Here is a 23,406-nt window from a genome sequence, read left to right as displayed (position 1 = left end):
CTTGCGGCTCAAGTGCATCAAACTGGCGGGATTCAAATCCTTCGTCGATCCGACCACGGTGAACTTCCCCAGTAACATGGCGGCGGTCGTCGGGCCGAACGGTTGCGGCAAGTCGAACATCATCGACGCCGTACGTTGGGTGATGGGCGAAAGTTCGGCGAAAAACCTGCGTGGCGAATCGATGACCGACGTCATCTTCAACGGTTCGACCAGTCGCAAACCGGTGAGCCAGGCGAGCATTGAACTGGTCTTCGATAACTCCGACGGCACGCTGATCGGCGCCTACGCGGCATACGCCGAGATCTCGATCCGGCGTAAAGTCACTCGCGACAGCCAGACCACCTATTACCTGAACGGCACCAAATGCCGGCGCCGCGACATCACTGACATTTTCCTCGGCACCGGCCTCGGCCCGCGCAGCTACTCGATCATCGAGCAGGGGATGATCTCCAAGCTGATCGAATCCAAACCGGAAGACTTGCGCAACTTCATCGAAGAAGCGGCGGGGATCTCCAAGTACAAAGAGCGGCGGCGCGAGACTGAAAACCGTATCCGCCGCACTCACGAAAACCTCGCTCGTCTGACTGACCTGCGCGATGAACTTGAGCGTCAACTCGAGCGCTTGCACCGCCAGGCCGAGGCCGCGAAGAAGTATCAGGAATTCAAGGGCGAAGAGCGTCAGCTCAAGGCGCAACTGTCGGCGCTGCGCTGGCAGGATCTGAACGATCAGGTCGGTCAGCGCGAAGCGATCATCGGCACCCAGGAAATCAGTTTCGAAGCGCTGGTCGCCGAGCAACGCAACGCCGATGCGGCCATCGAACGCCTGCGCGACGGGCACCATGATCTGTCGGAGCGCTTCAATCTGGTGCAGGGCCGCTTTTATTCGGTCGGCGGCGACATCGCCCGGGTTGAGCAGAGCATCCAGCACGGCCAGCAGCGTTTGCGCCAGTTGCAGGACGATCTGAAAGAAGCCGAGCGCGCGCGACTCGAAACCGAATCGCACCTGGGCCACGACCGCACGTTGCTGCTGACCCTCGGCGAAGAGCTCGACCAGTTGACTCCCGAGCAGGAAATCACCAACGCCGCTGCTGAAGAAGCCGCCGCCGCGCTGGAAGATGCAGAAACCACCATGCATGGCTGGCAGGAGCAATGGGACACGTTCAACCTGACCGCCGCCGAACCACGGCGTCAGGCCGAAGTGCAGCAGTCGCGGATCCAGCAGCTGGAAACCAGCATGGAGCGTCTGGCCGATCGGCAGAAACGTCTCGGCGAAGAACGCGCGTTGCTTTCGGCCGATCCGGAAGACGCGGCGATCATGGAGCTCAGCGAACAACTCGCCGAGTCGGAAGCCACCCTTGAAGATTTGCAGACCAGCGAAGAAGCGCAGGTCGAAAAACTCGAACAACTGCGTCAGGAATTGCAACAAGCGCTGACCGCGCAGCAGCAGGCGCAAGGCGATTTGCAGCGGCTTAACGGTCGCCTCGCATCGCTCGAAGCCTTGCAGCAAGCCGCGCTTGATCCGGGCACCGGCACCGCCGAATGGCTGAAGGAACACAACCTCGCCGAGCGTCCGCGTCTGGCTGAAGGTCTGAAGGTCGAGGCCGGTTGGGAGCTGGCGGTGGAAACCGTGCTCGGCGCCGATCTGCAAGCGGTGCTGGTGGATGATTTCGACGGCTTCGATTTGTCCGGTTTTGCGCAGGGCGATTTGCGCCTGCTCAGCCCGGGCAACGACGGTGTGCGCGTGCCCGGCAGTCTGCTCGACAAGGTCGAAGCACAGATCGACCTGTCGCCGTGGCTGGGCCAGGTCAAACCGGTCGACAGTCTTGAGCAGGCGTTGGCCCTGCGCGGGCAATTAGCGGCCGGACAAAGCTTGATCAGCCGCGACGGTTACTGGATCGGCCGGCACTTTCTGCGGGTGCGCCGTGCCAGCGAAGCCGAAAGCGGCATGCTCGCCCGCGGTCAGGAAATCCAGGATCTGCATCTGGAGCGTGAAGAGCGCGAAGCCACGGTCGAGGCCATGGAAAACCGCTTGCAGACCCTGCGCGCGCAACAGCGTCAGCAGGAAAACGGTCGCGAACATTTGCGCCGCTTGCTGCAAGACGAAGCGCGTCAGCAGGGTGAATTGAAAGCCCAGTTGTCCGCCGGCAAAGCCAAGGCTGAGCAACTGACGCTGCGTCGCAAACGTCTCGATGAAGAGCTTGTCGAGCTGGGTGAACAGCGCGCGCTGGAACACGAAAACGTCGGCGAAGCGCGCATTCAATTGCAGGACGCCCTCGACGCCATGGCGCTGGATACCGAGCAGCGCGAATTGCTGCTGGCCCAGCGTGACAGCCTGCGCGAACGCCTCGACCGCGTGCGGCAGGAAGCGCGCCAGCACAAGGATCACGCCCATCAATTGGCTGTGCGTCTCGGCTCGCTACGCGCGCAACACGACTCCACGCGTCAGGCGCTTGAGCGTCTGGAAATGCAGGCTGAGCGCCTCACCGAAAAACGTGAACAACTCAGTCTGAACCTGGAGGAGGGCGAGGCTCCGCTGGAAGAGCTGCGCCTGAAACTGGAAGAGTTGCTCGACAAACGCATGAGCGTCGACGAAGAACTCAAGACCGCGCAAATTGCCATGGAAGATGCCGATCGCGAATTGCGCGACGCGGAAAAACGCCGGACTCAGGCCGAACAACAATCGCAATTGATCCGTGGCCAGCTCGAACAGCAGCGCATGGAATGGCAAGCCCTGACCGTGCGTCGCAAGGCCTTGCAGGATCAACTGCTGGAAGACGGTTATGACTTGCACGGCGTGCTCAATACCCTGACCGCCGAGGTCAGTGAAAAGGACGCCGAAGAAGAACTTGAGCGGATCAATGCGCGGATTCAACGGCTGGGCGCGATCAACCTCGCGGCCATCGACGAATACACGCAACAGTCCGAGCGTAAACGTTATCTGGATGCGCAAAACGCCGATCTGGTGGAGGCGCTGGAAACGCTGGAAAACGTCATTCGCAAGATCGACAAGGAAACGCGTAACCGTTTCAAAGATACCTTTGATCAGATCAATGGCGGATTACAGGCGCTTTTCCCAAAAGTTTTCGGTGGTGGCCGCGCGTATTTGGAACTGACGGGCGAAGATCTACTCGATACAGGGGTGACGATCATGGCGCAGCCGCCCGGAAAGAAGAACAGCACCATCCATTTGCTCTCCGGCGGCGAAAAAGCCCTGACCGCATTGGCCTTGGTATTTGCCATCTTCAAATTGAATCCGGCACCGTTCTGCATGCTCGACGAAGTTGACGCACCGCTGGATGACGCTAACGTTGGACGCTACGCACGCTTGGTCAAAGAGATGTCGCAGACCGTGCAGTTTATCTACATCACCCACAACAAGATCGCCATGGAAATGGCTGATCAATTGATGGGTGTAACGATGCACGAACCGGGTTGTTCGCGGCTGGTAGCAGTGGATGTCGAGGAGGCGATGGCGATGGTGGATGCCTGAGCCGGCGCGCTGTCGGAAAGGTAATTGAAGGTTGTAGGACTTTTTTACCGCCTTCGACTTGCTGGCCAATCGACATATTCGCGCAAGCCAATGAGACAGACGGTGTAAAGTTGCCTTTGGTCGTGCTAGTTTAATGTCAATTTTTCGTATACGTGGGCAAAACGCCTGTCAGAACATAGAGTTGGCGCCACGTTTTAAAGCGGTTTGCGCAGTGTAAACCCCTTATTTTTCAGCATTTTTTATAGAGGCACGGGATTAAATGGAAATCGGTCTGCGCGAGTGGCTGATCGTCATCGGCATCATAGTGATTGCCGGTATTCTTTTCGATGGCTGGCGCCGTATGCGCGGCGGCAAGGGAAAACTGAAGTTCCGTCTTGACCGAAGTCTGTCCAATTTGCCGGACGAGGACACCAGCGCCGAGCTGTTGGGCCCGTCTCGCGTACTGGATAACCATAAAGAGCCGCAACTGGACGAGCATGATCTGCCGTCGGTGAGCATGCCGGCCCGTGAAGCGCGTGAGCCGCGTGAATCCGCTTCCAAGCGCGGCAAGCGTGGCGCCAACGGCCCGGCGCAGGGTGACCTGAACCTTGATCTGGATCTGAACGACGGCCCGAGCTTCAGCAGCCGTGATGACGACTTTGTCCACGACGCCAAGCCAGCACCGGCAGCTGTGGAAAAAGATCAGCCACAAGCCGAAGAAGTCTTGGTGATCAGCGTGATCTGCCGCGACGCCGCCGGCTTCAGAGGCCCGGCGCTGTTGCAGAACATTCTGGAAAGCGGTCTGCGTTTCGGCGAGATGGATATTTTCCACCGTCACGAAAGCATGGCCGGCAACGGCGAAGTGCTGTTCTCCATGGCCAATGCGGTCAAGCCGGGTATTTTCGATCTGGACGACATCGACCATTTCAGCACCCCGGCAGTGAGCTTCTTCCTCGGCCTGCCAGGCCCGCGGCATCCGAAGCAAGCCTTCGACGTGATGGTCGCTGCAGCGCGCAAGCTGTCGCAGGAACTCAACGGCGAGTTGAAAGATGACCAGCGCAGTGTTCTGACCGCGCAGACCATCGAGCACTACCGCCAGCGCATCGTCGAATTCGAACGCCGCGCCTTGACCCAGAAGCGTTAAGACCAAAGGATCGCAACCGCAGCTCCTGTAGGAGCTGTCGAGTGCAACGAGGCTGCGATCTTTTACTGTTGAAATTGGAGCAGCCTCGGCTGCTCTTTTGCTTTATGAGAGAACACCCATGACCGCCGCCAAAAACCGCATTCTAGAGCTGCGCGCTGAGCTGGATCAGCACAACTACCGATACCACGTCCTCGACGAGCCGAGCATTCCGGACGCCGAGTACGACCGGTTGTTCCACGAGCTCAAGGCGCTGGAAGCGGCCAATCCGGAGTTGATCACCAGTGACTCGCCGACCCAGCGCGTCGGCAGCGTGGCGCTGACCGCATTCACTCAAGTGCGTCACGAAGTGCCGATGCTCAGCCTCGGCAACGCCTTCGAAGAAACCGACATGCGCGAGTTCGACCGGCGGGTGACCGAAGGTCTGGATCTGCCGGTCGGCGATCTGTTTGGCGGCAGCGCGGCAGTGGAATACAGCTGCGAACCGAAACTCGATGGCCTGGCGGTCAGCCTGCTGTATCAGGACGGCGTATTGGTGCGCGGCGCCACACGCGGCGACGGCACCACCGGCGAGGACATCAGCGTCAACGTGCGCACCGTGCGCAATATTCCGCTGAAGTTGCATGGCACAGGCTGGCCCGCGACCCTCGAAGTGCGTGGCGAAGTGTTCATGTCCAAGGCCGGTTTCGAGCGGCTCAACGCCTCGCAACTGGAAGTCGGCGGCAAGACTTTCGCCAACCCGCGCAACGCTGCTGCCGGCAGCCTGCGTCAGCTGGATTCGAAGATCACCGCCAACCGTCCTCTGGAATTCTGCTGCTACGGCATCGGCCAGATCTCCGCCGATATCGCCGACACGCACATTGGCAATCTCAAGCAACTGCAAGCCTGGGGCATGCCGATCAGTCATGAGTTGAAACTGGCCAAAGGCATCGACGAATGCCTCGACTACTACCGCGACATCGGCGCTCGGCGTAACGCGCTGACCTACGAAATCGACGGTGTGGTGTTCAAGGTCAACAGCATTGCCGACCAGCGCGAATTGGGCTTCCGTGCGCGCGAACCACGCTGGGCTATCGCGCACAAATTTCCGGCGATGGAAGAACTCACCGAACTGCTCGATGTGGAATTCCAGGTCGGTCGCACCGGCGCGGTCACCCCGGTTGCACGGCTGAAACCGGTCAAGGTGGCTGGCGTCACCGTGGCCAATGCCACGCTGCACAACATGGACGAAGTCGCGCGTCTGGGTCTGATGATTGGCGACACGGTGATCATTCGCCGCGCCGGTGACGTGATCCCGCAAGTGGTGCAAGTGGTCACCGAGCGCCGTCCCGAAGATGCGCGCCCCGTGCAGATTCCCGAAAGCTGCCCGGTCTGTGGCTCGCACGTCGAGCGCACGCAACTGGTCAAGCGCAGTAAGGGCAAGGAAACCATCAGCGAAGGCGCGGTGTATCGCTGCGTCGGGCGCCTGGCGTGCGGTGCGCAGCTCAAGCAAGCGATCATTCACTTCGTGTCGCGGCGTGCGATGGACATCGAAGGTCTCGGCGACAAGAGCGTCGAGCAACTGGTGGACGAAGGTCTGGTCAGTTCGCCCGCCGATCTGTATGCGCTGAAGTTTGACGACATCGTCGACCTGGAAGGCTTTGCCGAGGTCTCGAGCAACAAACTGCTCGCTGCGATTGAAGACAGTAAAAAGCCGGGGCTGGCGCGTTTCATCTATGCGCTGGGGATTCCCGATGTCGGCGAGGAGACGGCCAAGGTGCTGGCGCGCTCGCTGGGTTCGCTGGAGCGCGTGCAGCAGGCTTTGCCACAGGTGCTGACGTATCTGCCGGACGTCGGCCTGGAAGTGGCGCGCGAGATTCACAGCTTCTTCGAAGATGCGCACAACCAGCAGGTGATCACCGAGCTGCTCGGTCACGGTTTGCAGATTCAGGATCAGGGCGAGTTGGGCGCGGAGTTTGCGGCCAGCACCACGCTCGGCGGCTTCCTCGACAAGCTGCATATTCCTTCGGTCGGGCCGGGCGGGGCGCAGAAGCTGGCGGACAAGTTTGGCTCGCTGCAAGGCGTGATGGACGCCGATTGGCTGGACATGCGCCAGGCGCTGCCGGAGAAACAGGCCAATTCGGTTCGCGAGTTTTTCGCTGTGCCCGAGCATCGTCAGCTTGCCGAGTCTGCTGAAAAGCAACTGCGTGATTTCGGCATGCACTGGGAAAGCGAAAAGAAAGTCGTCGAAGGCTTGCCGCTGGCCGGGGAGACTTGGGTGCTGACCGGCAAGGTCGAATTGATGAGTCGCGATGTGGCCAAGGACCATCTGGAAAGCCTTGGCGCCAAAGTTGCCGGTTCCGTTTCCGCCAAAACCCATTGCGTGGTCGCGGGGCCGGGCGCCGGGTCGAAGTTGACCAAAGCCAATGAGCTGGGCGTGAAAGTCATGGATGAAGAAGCGTTTATCGCATTCCTCAAGCAGCACGGTCTCTCGGTATAACGCAAATCCCCTGTGGCGAGGGAGCTTGCTCCCGCTGGGTTGCGGAGCGACCCCAAAAACGTCGGCTTCGCCGCCGTGCGGGACGGTGCGACGACTCGACAAGCTCCCTCGCCACAACAGCGTTGTCATCCTGAATGGTTGTTGTGTCATGGAACGTTGTTGTCTTGCGAATGATCTAGTCTTGGCCAGCCCCAGGGAGAGATCGCCATGTACCGCTTTTTCGAGCAGCTCAGTTCTCGCATCGTCGCGCCGTTCATGGGCGAGCCTTCGCGCAACAGCAAAATCTGGTCGTGCCGCTGCGGCCAGTCGTTGTTCTTCCGTAACAGCCAATGTCTGGCGTGCAACGCAGTGCTCGGTTATCAACCGGAACACAGTCGCCTGACATCGCTGCAACTTGGCCCACAGGAAGGCACCTGGACGCTCGATGTCGCGCCTGACGCCGGGCTGTTCCGTCGCTGCGCCAATCTCGACACTGCGGCCGCCTGCAACTGGCTGCTGCCAGCCAACGAGCACGCCACACTGTGCGCCGCGTGCAGCCTGAATCGCACCATTCCTGATCTGACCGTCCCGGAAAACCCCGAGCGCTGGCGCAAGGTCGAGATCGCCAAGCGCCGACTGGTTGCACAACTGATCAGTCTGGGCTTGCCGGTCATCCCGAAAACCGAAGATGAAGACGCCGGCCTGGCTTTCGATTTCATCGGCGTCGACCTCGAAGGCAACGCGCCGATGACCGGCCACGCCAACGGCCTGATCACCCTCGATATCAAAGAAGCCGACGACGCCCACCGCGAACAGGTGCGTGCGCAGATGCACGAGCCCTATCGCACGCTGCTCGGGCACTTCCGGCATGAAGTCGGGCATTACTATTGGGATCGCCTGATCGACAACGGCCCGTGGCTCGGCGCCTTCCGTAATCTGTTCGGCGACGAGCGCGCCAGTTACGCCGAAGCGCTGGATCGGCATTATCAACAGGGTGCGCCCGTCGACTGGCCGCAGCACTACGTCAGCGCCTACGCCACCATGCACCCGTGGGAAGACTGGGCGGAAACCTGGGCGCATTACCTGCACATGATGGATGCGGTCGACACCGCGCTGGGGTTCGGCATGAGTGCGCGCGAGATGGATCTCGACTACCAGCCGTTTCCGCCAAGCACCCTTTACGATCCGGAGCATCCGGGCGGCGCGGCGTTCCTGTCGTTCGTCAACGCGTGGATCGAACTGGCCGGTATGCTCAACGAACTGTCACGCAGCATGGGTCAGCCGGATTTCTATCCGTTCGTGCTGCCGCCGGCGGCGATTGCCAAGCTGCACTTCATTCATCTGGTGATCCAGCAAGAGGGTGGCCGGGCGGACGAGGTGTTGCAAGCGCAATAGCAAGTGTTTGAGTCGCTTCATATTTTTAATCTGAAACCAACGGTTGTAACTTCGTCTCAGATAGGTACAATGGCGCGGCTCGCCGACAGGCAAGCGTCGTTATGGTGACCCCATCGGTCCCCCCGCAACGATTACCCGTGAACCTGGTCAGATCCGGAAGGAAGCAGCCACAGCGGGAACATTGTGTGCCGGGGTGTGGCTGGTGGGGTCGCCACCTTAACGAAAAATCGCACCAAACCTGAACTGCATGGGTTTCGCCCACTGCAGTTTTTTTGTGTCTGCGATTTCTCACTCGATACGAAATGCCCTATGGTAGCCGGCCTGTCCTCCCGCGGCTGCGAGGTTGTATGCACCCGGAACATCTCGAATTATCCAATCCCGTTTTTTTGCCCGTCACCGACGAAGTCTGCGCGAGCCTGCTGCTGCCCGATGGCGCAGCTGCGCTCGACGCCCTGACAGACCCGGAGCTGGCGGCGGTGTTGGTCATTCAGAATCTGGAGCAAGCGACGGAGGCCGACCAGAACGCCGCTGCGGCTGAAAAGGTTCTGGCGAAGCTTATTGGTTGGGCGGTCGATACCCAGCGTTCAACCGGTGCAGGATTGTTGGCCGAGGCGCGTCGGCTGTTCGATCAGCGCAAACTGTACTTCGGCCTGCAGGCGATCAAAGGTTTGAACCTGCGTTTTCTGCTGGCCGATGAGGTGGCGGCGCGCGATTATCTGTTGCCCGATGGCAAGTGGGATGTCGGGTATAAGTTTCGCCATCATATCGGCAACAATCCATTCAGCCAGCAGATGGTCACGCCCAAACATCGCGAGCGCTGGTTGAGCGCTGCGCAAGACAAACTGGTCAGAACCTTTCGCGCCAATCTCGATGAAGACCTGCACGTTCAGGGTTACGCGGGCATCGGCAAGAGTCATCTGCTGGTCGCGTTGCTCGAGCACTTGCGCCCCGAGCGCACGTTGTTGCTGGCGCACACCGATGCAAAACTGGACAACCTGCGCAAACGCATGAAGGGCGTGATCGAGAAGAAGGCCGGCCGGACTTTTCAGCAATTTGCTCAATCGCTATTGCTTGGCCGCCGCCCGCAGTTCGCCAATACCCCGGCGCGGGTTGCGAGCAAGCAAGCTGTGGCACAGGAACTGAACATCTTCGGGTTTCGTCACCACGACGGGCAGGCAACTCTGGATGTCTGTCTGCAAGTGATCGAGCGCTATTGCCGCTCGCGCGAACACAGTTTCTCGACCAACCATCTGCCGCATTTCACTCAGGCATTGTCCCGTTCGGACGCCAGCGTGCTGCTCGAATATTCCAGTCGCCTGTGGGGTTACCTTGAGCTGAATCCGGCATGGGGCAGCCAGACTGGATTCGACGCGTTGTTGCTGTTGAAACGCGCAAACTTGGCCGATTGTCTGGTGCCGCCGCGCTACACGCATGTGCTGATCGACGAAAGCCAGGACATTCCCGCGCCGCTGCTGCAGATCATCGAGCGCGGCCGTCAGGTGCTGATCACCCTCGGCGATGAATACCAGCAGGCCAGCGGCGTGGTGGTCAAACGCAAGCGTGAAGTTCGTCAGAGCGATATCAGCTTCTCCGTACGTTCCGGCCGCGCTGTCGAGCGTCTGGTCAATCCGCTGATCTCACGCCATTCGCAGAAGAGCAAAATCCCCTTCGAAGGCGCGCGTGATGCCGACGTCGCTATCGAGGAATACCCGACGGGTTTCGTTCCGCCCGAGGGCTGTGTGGTGCTGACGGCGTCGCGCTGGGACACGATGAAGTGGGTTATCGAGCTACACAAAACCAACTGTGCGTTCAGTTTTCCGGACAAAACGGCGCAGGAAGATTTCAAGCAGTTCATGGGTTCGGCCATCGCCATGTTCAAGCCGGACTTCTATAGCACTGAATACAGCGAAAAAGGCTTGCACCCGTATTTCAGCGACATGCCCGACTGGCAAGCCGTATGCGACGCCAATCATTTTGATGAGTCGTTTCACTGGGTCAGGGAGGAGCTGGAAAAAGGCTTCAAAGTTGCCGATCTGACGCTGCTTAACCGGATGCTCGGCAACCCGGCTAATCCCTGCGTACTGATGCTGGCTGAGGACGCGGGCGGAATGGAGTTCGATCAGGCGCTGCTGACTCCCGAGTTGCTCACCACTGTGATGTTCAAGGACGCCTATGAGTTCGACCAGCGGATCTGCGCGGTGTACATCGCCATCTCCCGCGCCAAGCGCAAGCTGTACGTTCCGATCGATGTGGTGGAGTGGGTTGACTATCACCAAAGCCGAGAACCGAAATTCCGCGAATCGCATGGGCACTGACTGGCCGCTTTCGCGCTCATGCCTCCACAGCCCCACTGCATAAACGCTTCGGTCATTAGCGCTCCCGAGCCGTTAACAGCCCCCGCTGATGCAGCTTAGCCAGATTAGACGACTACACCGGATGCAATTTTGCCCTTGCTCCGCTAGCATTAGCCGCTTCTGCTTCCCTTGCCGCGACGGTTTTCGATGAGTTATCAGGTTCTTGCACGTAAATGGCGTCCGCGCTCGTTCCGCGAAATGGTCGGCCAGACCCATGTGCTCAAGGCTCTGATCAATGCCTTGGACAGCCAGCGCCTGCACCACGCCTACCTTTTCACCGGTACGCGCGGCGTCGGCAAGACCACGATTGCGCGGATCATCGCCAAATGCCTGAACTGTGAGACAGGTATCACTTCCACCCCGTGTGGCGAGTGTTCGGTGTGCCGCGAGATCGACGAAGGGCGTTTTGTCGACCTGATCGAGATCGACGCCGCCAGCCGCACCAAGGTCGAAGACACCCGCGAGCTGCTCGACAACGTGCAGTACGCGCCGAGCCGCGGGCGTTTCAAGGTCTACCTGATCGACGAAGTGCACATGCTCTCCAGCCATTCCTTCAATGCGCTGCTGAAAACCCTCGAAGAGCCGCCGCCGTACGTCAAGTTCATCCTGGCGACCACTGACCCGCAGAAACTTCCGGCAACGATTCTTTCGCGCTGCCTGCAATTCTCCCTGAAGAACATGACCCCGGAACGCGTGGTCGAGCATTTGACCCACGTACTCGGCGCGGAAAACGTTCCGTTCGAAGACGACGCGCTGTGGTTGCTCGGTCGCGCGGCTGACGGTTCGATGCGTGACGCCATGAGCCTGACCGATCAGGCCATCGCCTTCGGTGAAGGCAAGGTGTTGGCGGCGGATGTGCGGGCAATGCTCGGCACCCTCGATCATGGTCAAGTCTTCGATGTGCTGCACCGACTGATCGAAGGCGACGCCAAAGGCTTGCTCGAAGCCGTGCGCCATCTGGCCGAGCAAGGCCCGGACTGGAACGGCGTGCTCTCGGAAATTCTCAATGTGCTGCACCGTGTGGCCATCGCTCAGGCGCTGCCGGACGGTGTCGACAACGGCCACGGCGACCGCGACCGGGTATTGGCACTGGCTCAGGCGCTGCCGGCCGAAGACGTGCAGTTCTACTACCAGATGGGCCTGATCGGTCGTCGCGACTTGCCGCTGGCGCCAGACCCGCGCGGCGGTTTCGAAATGGTCTTGCTGCGCATGCTGGCGTTCCGGCCGGCAGACACGACGGACGCCCCGAGGCAACCGCTAAAGCCAGTGGGGATCAGCCAGGCCACAGTTGATTCCGCAAACTCAGTGGCTGCCGCGCCGAAACCTGCGCCGGTGGTCGATGCTGTAGTCGAGCCGACGCCTGCGCCAGAGGTTGCTCCAGCACCGGCGCCTGAGCCAGCAGCTGTGGTTGTCGCTGAGCCTGAACCGACGCCCGAACCCGAGCCAGTCGCCATCGAAGCCGTCGTCGACCTGCCATGGAACGACCCGATCGAGCCTGCGCCGGTGCAGCAGCCGGCCGTCGAACCCGTGCTGGAAACCGCCGCCGAGCAGCCAGAACTGCCGCCGATGCCGCTGCCGATCCCTGACAGCGTGGTGCCGGACGCACCGGAGTGGGCCGCCGCGCCGATTCCCGAGCCGTCCGTGGCCGACGTCGATGCCGCGACTCCGGGCAGCGACGACGATGAGCCGCCGCTGGACGAGGATTACATCGAGCCGGACATGGATTCGGCCTACAGCTATCTCGACGAACTGGCCAGCGAACACGCCGCCGACCCTGAGCCGGAACCCGAGCCTGAACCGGCGGCAATGCCGGCCATCGGTCTGGCCCTGCAATGGCTGGAGCTGTTCCCGAAATTGCCGATCTCCGGCATGACCGGCAGCATCGCTGCCAACTGCACGCTGATTGCGGTCGATGGCGACCACTGGTTGCTGCACCTCGATCCGGCGCACAGTGCGCTGTTCAACAGCACTCAGCAGCGTCGTCTCAACGATGCGCTGAATCAGTTTCACGGGCGCACGCTGACGCTGACCATGGAGCTGATCAAGCCCGAGCAGGAAACCCCGGCGCAGGCCGCATCGCGCCGCCGCGTCAATCGCCAGCGCGAAGCCGAAGAGTCGATCCACGGCGACCCGTTCATCCAGCAGATGGTGCAGCAGTTTGGCGCGGTCGTGCGAAGCGATACTATTGAACCTGTCGACGCTCTGGTCAGTCAGGGCTAATAACTGAAGGCGCCCGGTTGCAATCGCCGGACGCTGTTTTGATCCAAGTACTTTTGAGGTGATTCCCATGATGAAAGGTGGCATGGCCGGCCTGATGAAGCAGGCACAGCAGATGCAGGAAAAGATGGCCAAGATGCAGGAAGAACTGGCCAGCGCTGAAGTCACCGGCAAGGCTGGCGGTGACTTGGTCAGCGTGGTGATGACCGGTCGTCATGACCTGAAAAAGGTCAATATCGACCCGAGCCTGGTCCCGGGTCTGGACGAAGATGATCGTGAAGTGATCGAAGACCTGGTCGCCGCCGCCATCAACGACGCCGTGCGCAAGATCGAAGCCAACAGTCAGGAAAAAATGGGCGGCATGACCGCCGGCATGGGTCTGCCAGCGGGCATGAAACTGCCATTCTGATTCGCCTTCGGGTGGCAGATGAGCTACAAAAAGTGCCAGGCATTGCGCCTGGCATTTTTTTGTCTGCCTGATCGACGGGGGGGACTGTAAGGACGCCATCGCTGGCAAGCCAGCTCCCACAGGATTCGGAGCTGTTCACATACTTTGTGATCAATACAATTCACTGTGGGAGCTGGCTTGCCAGCGATGAAGTCAACTCGGTGGAACTGAGAAACATCGAACCTGATACCCGCACAAAGGTCTGCTCCCTATACCCCCAGAATTGTTCACTTGAAGGAGACGCTGACATGTCCGACCCTCTGACCCTCAACCAGCGCATCGTGCTGGCCTCACGCCCGGTTGGCGCACCGACCCCGGAAAACTTCCGTCTCGAACGCGAGGCGTTACTAGATCTCGAAGACGGCCAGGTCCTGCTGAAAACCCAATACCTGTCTCTTGATCCCTACATGCGCGGGCGCATGAGTGACGCACCGTCCTACGCCGCGCCGGTAGAAATCGGCGAAGTGATGACCGGTGGCGCTGTCAGCCGCGTCGAGCGCTCGCGTCATCCGAAATTCCACGAAGGTGATCTGGTCGTCGGCGCCACTGGCTGGCAGAGCCACAGCATCAGCGACGGGCGCAACATCATTCCGATCCCGTCCGGGCTGCCGAGTCCGTCGATGGCTCTCGGTGTGCTGGGCATGCCGGGAATGACCGCGTACATGGGCCTGATGGACATCGGTCAGCCGAAAGAAGGCGAGACATTGGTGGTGGCTGCAGCTTCTGGTGCAGTGGGTTCGGTAGTCGGCCAGGTCGCCAAGATCAAAGGCCTGCGCGCGGTCGGCGTGGCCGGGGGTGCCGAGAAGTGCAAATACGTGGTGGAGGAGTTGGGTTTCGACGCGTGTATCGATCACAAAGCGCCTGACTTTGCCGAACAACTGGCCAAAGCTTGCCCCGATGGCATCGACATCTACTACGAAAACGTCGGCGGCCATGTGTTCGACGCGGTGGTGCCGCTGCTCAATCCAAAGGCGCGGATTCCATTGTGCGGTCTGATCGCCGGCTATAACGCTTCCCAAGCGCCGACAGGTCCGGATCGCCTGCCGATGTTGCAGCGCACTCTGCTGACCAAGCGTGTGCGGATTCAGGGCTTTATCGTGTTCGACGACTACGGTGATCGTCAGCCGGAATTCATCAGCGCGATGGTGCCGTATGTACGCGATGGCAAGGTCAAGTTCCGCGAAGACGTGGTCGATGGCCTGGAGCAGGCGCCGGAAGCCTTTATCGGGCTGCTGGAGGGACGCAACTTCGGCAAACTGGTGGTGCGAGTCGCCCTGGATTGAGCATTTGACGCTGGCCGGAGGCGCGGGTATAAACCGCGTCTCGTTGTTTTGTCGGACTTTTTACCCATGAGCTTCAGCCCTTTGATTCGCCAACTGATCGACGCCCTGCGAATTCTGCCGGGTGTGGGTCAGAAAACTGCCCAGCGCATGGCGTTGCAGTTGCTCGAACGCGACCGCAGCGGTGGCACGCGCCTGTCTCAGGCCTTGGGTCAGGCCATGGAAGGGGTCGGACACTGCCGCCAGTGCCGTACGCTGACCGAAGACGACCTCTGCCCGCAATGCGCCGACACCCGCCGCGACGACACGCTGCTGTGCGTGGTGGAAGGGCCGATGGACGTCTACGCGGTCGAGCAGACCGGGTTCCGTGGTCGCTACTTTGTACTCAAGGGGCACTTGTCGCCGCTGGATGGCCTTGGCCCGGAGGCGATCGGCATTCCGCAGTTGCTGGCGCGGATCGAAGAGGCGGGGACTTTCACCGAAGTCATTCTCGCGACCAACCCGACTGTGGAAGGTGAGGCGACGGCGCATTACATCGCGCAGTTGTTGCAGCACAAAGGCCTGATCGCCTCGCGTATCGCTCATGGCGTGCCGTTGGGTGGCGAGCTGGAGCTGGTGGATGGCGGTACGCTGGCGCATTCGTTTGCCGGGCGGAAACCGATATCCCTCTGAATACTTGGGTGTCTGGTCGGACGCTATCGCTGGCAAGCCAGCTCCCACAGTGGGATGTGTCGATTACAAATATGTGCACAACACAGAACCCTGTGGGAGCTGCGGTGCGACGATTCGACTTGCCAGCGATGAAGGCACCTCGGTCTATCTGGCCCACACATTCCAGTTGAAAACCAAGCAAGCGCTCGGTTAACGTCGGCGAACCCCTCAGTGGAGTTCGCCGATGCCTGCCTTCCAGGAATACTTCGATCCCAGCCACCAAATGGTCCGCGACAGCGTCAGACGTTTCGTCGAGCGCGAGATCCTGCCTGACATTGACGCGTGGGAAGAATACGAAAGCTTCCCCCGCGAGCTGTACCTGAAGGCCGGCGCCGCCGGCATTCTCGGCATCGGCTATCCCGAAGCACTCGGTGGCAGCCACGAAGGCGACCTGTTCGCCAAAGTCGCCGCCAGCGAAGAGCTGATGCGCTGCGGCTCCGGCGGGTTGGTCGCGGGGCTGGGGTCACTGGATATCGGCCTGCCACCCATCGTCAAATGGGCGCGCCCGGAAGTGCGTGATCGCGTAGTGCCGCAAGTGCTAAGCGGCGCGAAGATCAGCGCGTTAGCTGTTACCGAGCCAAGCGGCGGCTCCGACGTCGCCAACCTGCAGACCCGCGCCGTGCGTGACGGCGAGCATTACCGGGTCAGCGGCAGCAAAACCTTCATTACCAGCGGCATCCGCGCGGATTACTACACCGTCGCGGTGCGCACCGGCGCGCCGGGTTTCGGCGGCATCAGCCTGCTGCTGATCGAGAAGGGCACGCCGGGTTTCAGCGTCGGCCGGCAACTGAAGAAAATGGGCTGGTGGGCGTCGGACACGGCTGAATTGTTCTTCGACGATTGCCGTGTGCCTGTAGGAAATCTGATCGGCGCAGAAAACATGGGATTCGCCTGCATCATGGGCAACTTCCAAAGCGAACGCCTGGCGCTGGCGCTGATGGCCAACATGACTTCACAGCTAGCGCTGGAAGAGAGCCTGAAGTGGGCGCGCGAGCGTGAGGCTTTCGGTAAACCGATTGGCAAGTTTCAGGTGATCAAACATCGCCTCGCCGAAATGGCCACGGCGCTGGAGGTGTCGCGGGAATTCACCTACCGGCAAGCGGCGAAGATGGCGGCGGGCAAGAGTGTGATCAAAGAGATTTCCATGGCCAAGAATTTCGCTACGGACACCTCGGATCGCATCACCACGGAGGCGGTGCAGATTCTTGGGGGCATGGGTTACATGCGCGAGAGTCTGGTGGAGCGGTTGTATCGGGATAACCGCTTGCTGTCGATTGGCGGCGGAACGCGGGAAGTGATGAACGAAATCATCAGCAAGCAGATGGGGCTGTGATCTGAGTTATTGCTACTGGCCCCATCGCTGGCAAGCCAGCTCCCACAGGTTTTTGGGGTGTACACGTTATTTGTGAACGACCGGGATAACTGTGGGAGCGGGCTTGCCCCGGGCGGCGATCCGACGATGGCGTCAGTACAGACGCCGCTTATTTATCAGACAGCGCAAACTGCGTCAGGCAAAAGGTCGGAATGCCCATATCCTGCAAACGCTGCGAGCCACCCAACTCTGGCAGATCAATGATCGCCGCCGCTTCGTGAACGCGGGCGCCCATGCGGCGAATCAGGTTCGCTGCAGCAATCAGGGTGCCACCAGTCGCGATCAAATCATCAAACATCACCACCGAATCGCCTTCACACAGGCTGTCAGCGTGCACTTCAAGGAAGGCTTCGCCGTACTCGGTCGCGTAACCCTCGGCCAGCACGTCAGCCGGCAGCTTGCCTTGCTTGCGGAACAGCACCAGCGGCTTGTTCAACTGATAGGCCAGCACCGAGCCGATCAGAAAACCACGCGCATCCATCGCGCCGATGTGGGTGAAATCGGCTTCCACATAGCGGTGGGCGAAGCTGTCCATCACCAGGCGCAGGGCCGTCGGCGACTGAAACAGCGGGGTGATGTCGCGGAAGATCACGCCCGGTTTCGGGAAGTCGATCACGGGGCGAATCAGAGATTTGATGTCGAAGGAGTCGAAGACCATCGTCGAGTTGTCCTGGCAGGGCTGCAAACGACGCAGTATACCCGCGGCTGAAACGATTCGCTCGGCCGCGGGTCGAGATCAGACTTCGAGCGAGCCGCCGGCCAGCGCGCACAGCTGGATCGGGTCGAGGATATGAATTTCCTTGCCCTCGGCAGCAATCAGCGCGTTCTGCTGGAAACGCGTGAACACGCGGGACACGGTTTCCACCGCCAGCCCCAGATAATTGCCGATTTCATTGCGCGACATGCTCAAACGGAACTGGTTGGCCGAGAAGCCGCGAGCGCGGAAACGTGCCGACAAATTCACCAGGAAAGTCGCGATGCGCTCGTCGGCAGTTTTCTTCGACAGCAGCAACATCATCTGCTGATCGTCGCGGATTTCACGACTCATCACGCGCATCAACTGGCGACGCAACTGCGGCAGTTGCAGGGCCAGTTCGTCGAGACGTTCGAAGGGGATTTCGCAAACCGAGGTGGTTTCCAGTGCCTGGGCGGAGACCGGGTGTTTCTCGGTGTCCATGCCCGAGAGGCCGACCAGTTCGCTCGGCAGGTGGAAGCCAGTCAATTGTTCTTCGCCGGCATCGCTCAGGCTGAAGGTTTTCAGCGCGCCGGAGCGCACGGCAAAAACGGAATCGAACGTGTCGCCCTGGCGGAACAGGAACTCACCTTTTTTCAACGGGCGACCGCGTTTAACGATTTCGTCCAGCGCATCCATGTCTTCCAGATTCAGAGAAAGTGGCAGGCAGAGAGGGGCCAGGCTGCAATCCTTGCAGTGTGCCTGGTTGTGAGCGCGCTGTTTAACTGGCTCAGACATTTCTTCAATCCTTGTGGGAAAACACACATAAGACGTAAGGGTAACCCACGAGAGGACATCCAGGCCAGCTTGTGGCGAGATTGCCCCACAGGCATAAAGCCGCAGGGCAACGCCAAAGTCAGATCACCCGGGAAAAACGCTGACGGTTCTGCTGTTCCAGGTACGCATCGAAGACCATGCACACCGAACGTACCAGCAAGCGTCCGGCCGGTAGTACATTGATCCGATCACGATCAAGTTCGATCAGGCCATCCCTGGCCATGTCTTGCAGTTGCGGCCAGAGTGCGCCGAAGTAGCCTTGAAAATCGACGTTGAAGGTGCGCTCGATTTCGGCGAAATCCAGGCTGAAATTGCAGATCAATTGCTGAATCACGGCGCGGCGCAAGCGATCATCGGCGTTGCACACCAGGCCACGGCTGGTCGCCAGTTGCGCGGAGGCCAGGGTGTTCTGGTATTCATTCAGGTCACTGCTGTTCTGGCAGTACAGATCACCGATCTGGCTGATCGCTGACACACCCAGACCAATCAAATCGCAGTGCCCATGTGTCGTGTAGCCCTGGAAATTACGCTGTAGCGTTGATTCTTCCTGAGCGACCGCCAGTTCATCGTCGGGCAGGGCAAAGTGATCCATGCCGATGTAGCGATAACCGGCGGCGGTCAATTGCTCGATGGTGCGCTGGAGCATTTCGAGTTTCTGCGCCGGTGCCGGCAGTTCGTTGCCATTGATCCGCCGCTGCGGCATGAAGCGTTCCGGCAAGTGCGCGTAGTTGAACACCGAGAGCCGGTCCGGTTGCAGGCTGATCACTTCGTCGACGGTGCGGGCGAAGTTGTCCGGGGTCTGCTTCGGCAAGCCGTAGATCAAGTCGATGTTGATCGAGCGAAATTGCAGGGTGCGTGCCGCATCAATTACCGCACGGGTTTCTTCCAGACTTTGCAGGCGATTGACCGCGCGCTGCACCGCCGGGTCGAGGTCTTGCAGCCCGATGCTCACGCGATTGAAGCCCAGTTCCCGCAGCAGGCCCATGGTCGACCAGTCGGCTTCACGTGGGTCGATTTCGATGCCGTAGTCGCCGGAATCATCGTCGAGCAGATTGAAATGCTTGCGCAGATGCGCCATCAACTGGCGTAGCTCATCGTGGCTGAGAAAGGTCGGAGTGCCGCCGCCGAAGTGCAGTTGCTCGACTTTCTGGGTCGGGTCGAGGTGGCAGGCGATCAACTGGATTTCCTGCTCGAGCCGTTGCAGATAGGGCAGGGCGCGCCCGCGATCTTTGGTGATGACCTTGTTGCAGGCGCAGTAGTAGCAAATGTTCGCGCAGAACGGCACATGCACGTACAGCGACAACGGGCGCTGCGCCTTGCGGCTGTCGCGCAGGGCGTGGAACAGGTCGAAGGTGCCGACCTGACTGTTGAATTGAACGGCCGTCGGATACGAGGTGTAGCGCGGCCCCGCCAGGTCGTAGCGGCGGATCAAATCGGTGTCCCAACGAATGGCGTCGAGCATGCGGGCGTTCCCCGGATAGGCTGGCAGTGTTGGCGAGTCTATCGGGGTGAGGCGATGGGGCTCTTGATTTGCATCAACCGCAGATCTTAATGGCCCATCAGCCAATGCTGATGCGGGCCGGGCAATGTCCAGATGCCAAACAGGATGACCAGCAAGCCGCCGGCCATGCGCACGCTGCGTTTGCGCAACAACGCGGTGACGCGCTCGGCGGCGAGGCCGGTCGCGAGCAACACCGGCCAGGTGCCGAGGCCGAACGCGAGCATCAACAACGCACTGTCCAGCGCATTGCCCTGACTCGCCGACCACAGCAAGGTGCTGTAAACCAGTCCGCACGGCAGCCACCCCCACAGCGCGCCAAGGAGCAAGGCGCGAGGCAGGCTCGACACCGGCAACAGGCGATTGGCGACCGGTTGGATGTAGCGCCACAAACCGCGGCCGAGGCTTTCGATGCGGGTCAGTCCGCTCCACCATCCGGCCAGATACAAGCCCATGGCGATCAGCAGCAGCCCGGCCAACACGCGCATGAACAACGCCGCAGGACTGTTGGCCACCGCCCACCCGGCCAGTCCGATCAACAGACCAGCCGTGGCGTAACTGAGGATGCGCCCGAGGTTGTAGGCCAGCAGCAAGCGAAAGCGCCGACTGCGTTGTTCCTTGGGAATTGCCAGCGTCAGCGCGCCCATCAAACCGCCGCACATGCCCAGGCAATGACCGCCGCCGAGCAAGCCGAGGATCAGCGCCGACACCAGCAGTGGCGCCAATTCAAGCATGGGGCGGGGCCTTGTCTTCAGGTTTGGTCGCTTTGGCTTCATCGACCGCTGCGGTGTGATTCGGGTCCTGATCGTCGAACAAAATGCTGTGGGCCGGACCGTCGAGGTCGTCGTATTGACCGCTGTCGACCGCCCAGAAAAATATGTACACGGCGATGGCCACGATCAGCAGCGCGGCCGGGATCATCACGTAAAGAGCTGGCATCTGCTACTCCAGGCCCGCGCGGCTCAGGCCGGCAGCGGGCGATTTTCCGACGTGGCGTGAATGCCCGGCGCGCTCGGCAGGCGAGTCAGGCGCAGGGCATTGAGCACCACGGTCAACGAACTGATCGACATGCCCACCGCGGCCCATACCGGGGTGATCCAGCCGAGGGCCGCGAATGGCAACATGAGGCCATTGTACAGCGCGGCCCACAGCAGGTTTTCGATGATTACCCGGCGGGTGCGACGTGCCAGCGTAAAAGCTTGAACCAAGGCGTCGAGACGATTGGACAACAGCACCGCGTCAGCGCTGGTCTTGGCCAGATCGGTGGCCGAACCCATCGCCACGCTGATGTCGGCTGCCGCCAGCACCGGCACATCGTTGACCCCGTCGCCGAGCATCAACACCTTGCGCCCTTCCTTGTGCAACTGTTGCAGCACTTGCAACTTGTCGTCGGGGCGCAGACCGCCATGTGCCTCGTCGATGCCCAGTTCGGCGGCGACACTGGCGACCATCGGCGAGCTGTCGCCGGATAGCAGCAGCGTACGCCAGCCGCGCGCCTTGCACGCGGCGAGCAACGCCGGAGCATCGGCACGCAAGCGATCATCGAGAACCAACCACGCCAGCGGCCCGTGGCTGTCACCGAGCAGCAGCCATTGGCCGGCTTCGTCGGGCATGGCCGGCACTTTGGCTGCGCTGAGTGCGCAGACAAATTCAGCCTGGCCGATGCGTAAACGCTGTTCGCCGACCAGACCTTCCAGCCCCAGTCCCGGTGAACTGTGTACTTCTTCGGCGGCCAGCGGCGCTCGGCCAAAGGCGCGGGCAATCGGGTGTTCCGAGCGGTTTTCCAGCGCGGCAGCGAGGCTCAGGCATTGATCGCTGTCGAGCGCGCCGAGCGGGCGGATCGAACGCAGCACCAATCGCCCTTCGGTGAGGGTGCCGGTCTTGTCGAAAATCACCGTGTCGATCTGGTTCAGGCCTTCCAGCACATGGCCGCGCGTCAGCAGCAGGCCGAGTTTGTGCAGGGTGCCGGTGGCGGCGGTGAGCGCGGTCGGCGTCGCCAGCGACAATGCGCAAGGGCAGGTCGCGACGAGCATGGCCAGAACGATCCAGAACGCCCGCGACGAATCCAGCTCCCACCACAGCAGGCCGATGGCAGCAGCGGCGATCAACGACAGCAGCAGAAACCATTGCGCGGCGCGGTCGGCGATTTCTGCCAGCCGTGGTTTTTCGGCCTGGGCGCGGTCGAGCAAACGGACGATGGCCGACAGTCGCGTGTCCTGGCCCAGCGCCTGCACTTCGACCGTCAGTGCGCCTTCGACGTTGAGCGTGCCGGCGGTGACCGCATCTCCCGGCCTGCGCGGTTGCGGCAGGTATTCGCCGGTCAGCAGCGACTCGTCGACGCTCGACTGGCCGTCGAGGATCTTGCCGTCTGCCGGCAGAATCGAACCCGGCTGCACCAGCACGTGATCGTTGAGGCGCAGTTCGCTGAGCAGGATGCGCTCGCTCTGGCCCGCAGCATCGAGACGCAGGCACGAGGCCGGTAACAAGTTCACCAACTGCGCAGTGGCGGCAGCGGTGCGCTCGCGGGCGCGGCGTTCCAGATAGCGTCCGGCGAGCAGGAACAGCGCGAACATGCCCACCGCGTCAAAATACAGCTCGCCGACACCCGTGATCGAGGTCCAGATCCCGGCGATGTAGGCGCCGCCAATCGCCAGCGACACCGAAACGTCCATGGTCAGATGGCGGGTGCGCAAATCACGCATCGCGCCTTTGAAGAACGGCGCACAGCTGTAGAACACGATCGGCGTGGTCAGAAACAGCGCGACCCAGCGCAGGATCGTGTGCAGCTCGGGGCTGAGGTCGATGTTGAATTCCGGCCAGGTGGCCATGGTCGCCATCATCGCCTGGAACCACAGCAAACCGGCGACACCGAGTTGACGCAGGGCGAGGCGGTTTTCGCTGGCCAGTTGTTCGCTGGCGCGGTCGGCCTGATACGGGTGCGCGGCGTAACCGATGTGGCGCAGTTCGCCGAGGATCTGGCTCAGCGGCAATTGCGCGTCGGCCCAGCGCACGTGCAGGCGATGGTTGGACAAATTTAACCGCGCCTCGGCCACCGCCGGCAGCGTGCGCAGGTGTTTCTCGATCAACCAGCCGCACGCGGCGCAACTGATGCCTTCCATCAATAACGTGGTTTCGGCCAGTTCGCCTTCATGCCGCACGAAAGGTTTTTGCACATCGGCGCGGTCGTACAGCGCGAGCTCGTCGACCAGTTGCACTGGCAGCGCTTGGGGGTTGGCCGAGGCTTCGCTGCGATGTTGGTAGTAACTGTCCAGACCACCGGCAACGATGGCTTCGGCCACCGCCTGGCAACCCGGACAGCAGAACTCACGCGACTCCCCGAGCACGACAGCGGTGAAGCGGCTGCCGGACGGAACGGGCAGGGCGCAGTGGTAGCAGGGGAGTGGGGTGGTCATGGCATCGTCGACGGGGTAAGCCCGGGTATTTGAGTGGTCCGCTTGCCCTCACCCCAGCCCTCTCCCGGGGGGAGAGGGAGCCGAATGGTGGTGGCCGGATTAACAGGTTCAGTCAGCGCTAACGTCACTGAAGTACATCA

16 protein-coding genes and 1 other RNA gene are annotated in these 23,406 nt (G+C 61.0%); 11 read left to right on the top strand and 6 right to left on the bottom strand.

Annotated features, from left to right (window positions below):
• Nucleotide 1 precedes the first annotated feature (1 nt).
• From smc to ACP7EE_RS12665, 11 genes are all read left to right on the top strand, one after another.
• Entirely contained in the window at nt 2-3,490 is a 3,489-nt protein-coding gene (gene smc, locus ACP7EE_RS12715; RefSeq protein WP_426234774.1) for a chromosome segregation protein SMC, read from the top strand.
• 259 nt (nt 3,491-3,749) lie between these two features.
• The gene (gene zipA, locus ACP7EE_RS12710) at nt 3,750-4,613 is read left to right on the top strand and encodes a cell division protein ZipA (protein WP_426205131.1); all 864 of its coding nucleotides are present in this window, start codon (nt 3,750-3,752) and stop codon (nt 4,611-4,613) included.
• Nucleotides 4,614-4,731: 118 nt separating this feature from the next.
• Nucleotides 4,732-7,089, top strand: a complete 2,358-nt coding sequence (gene ligA, locus ACP7EE_RS12705) for an NAD-dependent DNA ligase LigA (protein ID WP_426234773.1) — start codon at nt 4,732-4,734, stop codon at nt 7,087-7,089.
• A 207-nt stretch (nt 7,090-7,296) separates the two neighbouring features.
• Nucleotides 7,297-8,463: a zinc-binding metallopeptidase family protein gene (locus ACP7EE_RS12700; protein WP_426234772.1), complete on the top strand. Its 1,167-nt coding sequence runs from the start codon at nt 7,297-7,299 to the stop codon at nt 8,461-8,463.
• 111 nt (nt 8,464-8,574) lie between these two features.
• Nucleotides 8,575-8,671: signal recognition particle sRNA small type (gene ffs / locus ACP7EE_RS12695), an RNA gene on the top strand.
• Between the two features lie 139 nt (nt 8,672-8,810).
• Nucleotides 8,811-10,778, top strand: a complete 1,968-nt coding sequence (locus ACP7EE_RS12690; protein WP_426234771.1) for a hypothetical protein — start codon at nt 8,811-8,813, stop codon at nt 10,776-10,778.
• Between the two features lie 186 nt (nt 10,779-10,964).
• Nucleotides 10,965-13,037, top strand: a complete 2,073-nt coding sequence (gene dnaX / locus ACP7EE_RS12685; RefSeq protein WP_426234770.1) for a DNA polymerase III subunit gamma/tau — start codon at nt 10,965-10,967, stop codon at nt 13,035-13,037.
• 67 nt (nt 13,038-13,104) lie between these two features.
• Nucleotides 13,105-13,443 (top strand): YbaB/EbfC family nucleoid-associated protein, encoded by a 339-nt coding sequence (locus ACP7EE_RS12680; RefSeq protein WP_426205136.1) that lies wholly within the window; start codon nt 13,105-13,107, stop codon nt 13,441-13,443.
• A 287-nt stretch (nt 13,444-13,730) separates the two neighbouring features.
• Nucleotides 13,731-14,765: an NADP-dependent oxidoreductase gene (locus ACP7EE_RS12675; protein ID WP_426234769.1), complete on the top strand. Its 1,035-nt coding sequence runs from the start codon at nt 13,731-13,733 to the stop codon at nt 14,763-14,765.
• 66 nt (nt 14,766-14,831) lie between these two features.
• Nucleotides 14,832-15,434: a recombination mediator RecR gene (gene recR, locus ACP7EE_RS12670; RefSeq protein ID WP_420648782.1), complete on the top strand. Its 603-nt coding sequence runs from the start codon at nt 14,832-14,834 to the stop codon at nt 15,432-15,434.
• Nucleotides 15,435-15,657: 223 nt separating this feature from the next.
• Nucleotides 15,658-16,806, top strand: a complete 1,149-nt coding sequence (locus ACP7EE_RS12665; protein ID WP_426234768.1) for an acyl-CoA dehydrogenase family protein — start codon at nt 15,658-15,660, stop codon at nt 16,804-16,806.
• Between the two features lie 148 nt (nt 16,807-16,954).
• Here the strand turns inward: ACP7EE_RS12665 and ACP7EE_RS12660 are convergent, their stop codons facing one another.
• The 6 genes from ACP7EE_RS12660 to ACP7EE_RS12635 all read right to left on the bottom strand — a co-directional run bounded on the left by ACP7EE_RS12660 (nt 16,955) and on the right by ACP7EE_RS12635 (nt 23,266).
• The gene (locus tag ACP7EE_RS12660) at nt 16,955-17,503 is read right to left on the bottom strand and encodes an adenine phosphoribosyltransferase (protein ID WP_150701076.1); all 549 of its coding nucleotides are present in this window, start codon (nt 17,501-17,503) and stop codon (nt 16,955-16,957) included.
• Nucleotides 17,504-17,581: 78 nt separating this feature from the next.
• Nucleotides 17,582-18,316 carry a fumarate/nitrate reduction transcriptional regulator Fnr gene (gene fnr, locus ACP7EE_RS12655; RefSeq protein ID WP_426205140.1) on the bottom strand — a complete coding sequence of 245 codons (735 nt, stop codon included), beginning with the start codon at nt 18,314-18,316 and terminating at the stop codon, nt 17,582-17,584.
• A gap of 118 nt (nt 18,317-18,434) precedes the next feature.
• Nucleotides 18,435-19,817: an oxygen-independent coproporphyrinogen III oxidase gene (gene hemN, locus ACP7EE_RS12650; protein ID WP_426205141.1), complete on the bottom strand. Its 1,383-nt coding sequence runs from the start codon at nt 19,815-19,817 to the stop codon at nt 18,435-18,437.
• Nucleotides 19,818-19,903: 86 nt separating this feature from the next.
• Nucleotides 19,904-20,587, bottom strand: coding sequence for a sulfite exporter TauE/SafE family protein (locus ACP7EE_RS12645; RefSeq protein ID WP_039770036.1), 684 nt, complete (start codon nt 20,585-20,587; stop codon nt 19,904-19,906).
• Complete coding sequence (gene ccoS, locus ACP7EE_RS12640; RefSeq protein WP_426205142.1) at nt 20,580-20,792, bottom strand: cbb3-type cytochrome oxidase assembly protein CcoS; 213 nt, start codon at nt 20,790-20,792, stop codon at nt 20,580-20,582. Before ccoS ends, ACP7EE_RS12645 begins: the two co-directional genes overlap by 8 nt.
• A 23-nt stretch (nt 20,793-20,815) precedes the next feature.
• Entirely contained in the window at nt 20,816-23,266 is a 2,451-nt protein-coding gene (locus tag ACP7EE_RS12635; protein WP_426234767.1) for a heavy metal translocating P-type ATPase, read from the bottom strand.
• Between the last annotated feature and the right edge of the window lie 140 nt (nt 23,267-23,406).

This window comes from Pseudomonas sp. TWP3-2, assembly GCF_049897765.1.
Classification (GTDB): Bacteria; Pseudomonadota; Gammaproteobacteria; order Pseudomonadales; family Pseudomonadaceae; genus Aquipseudomonas.
Note: the sequence above shows the minus strand (reverse complement) of the source record. Positions and strands in the feature narration are given on the sequence as shown.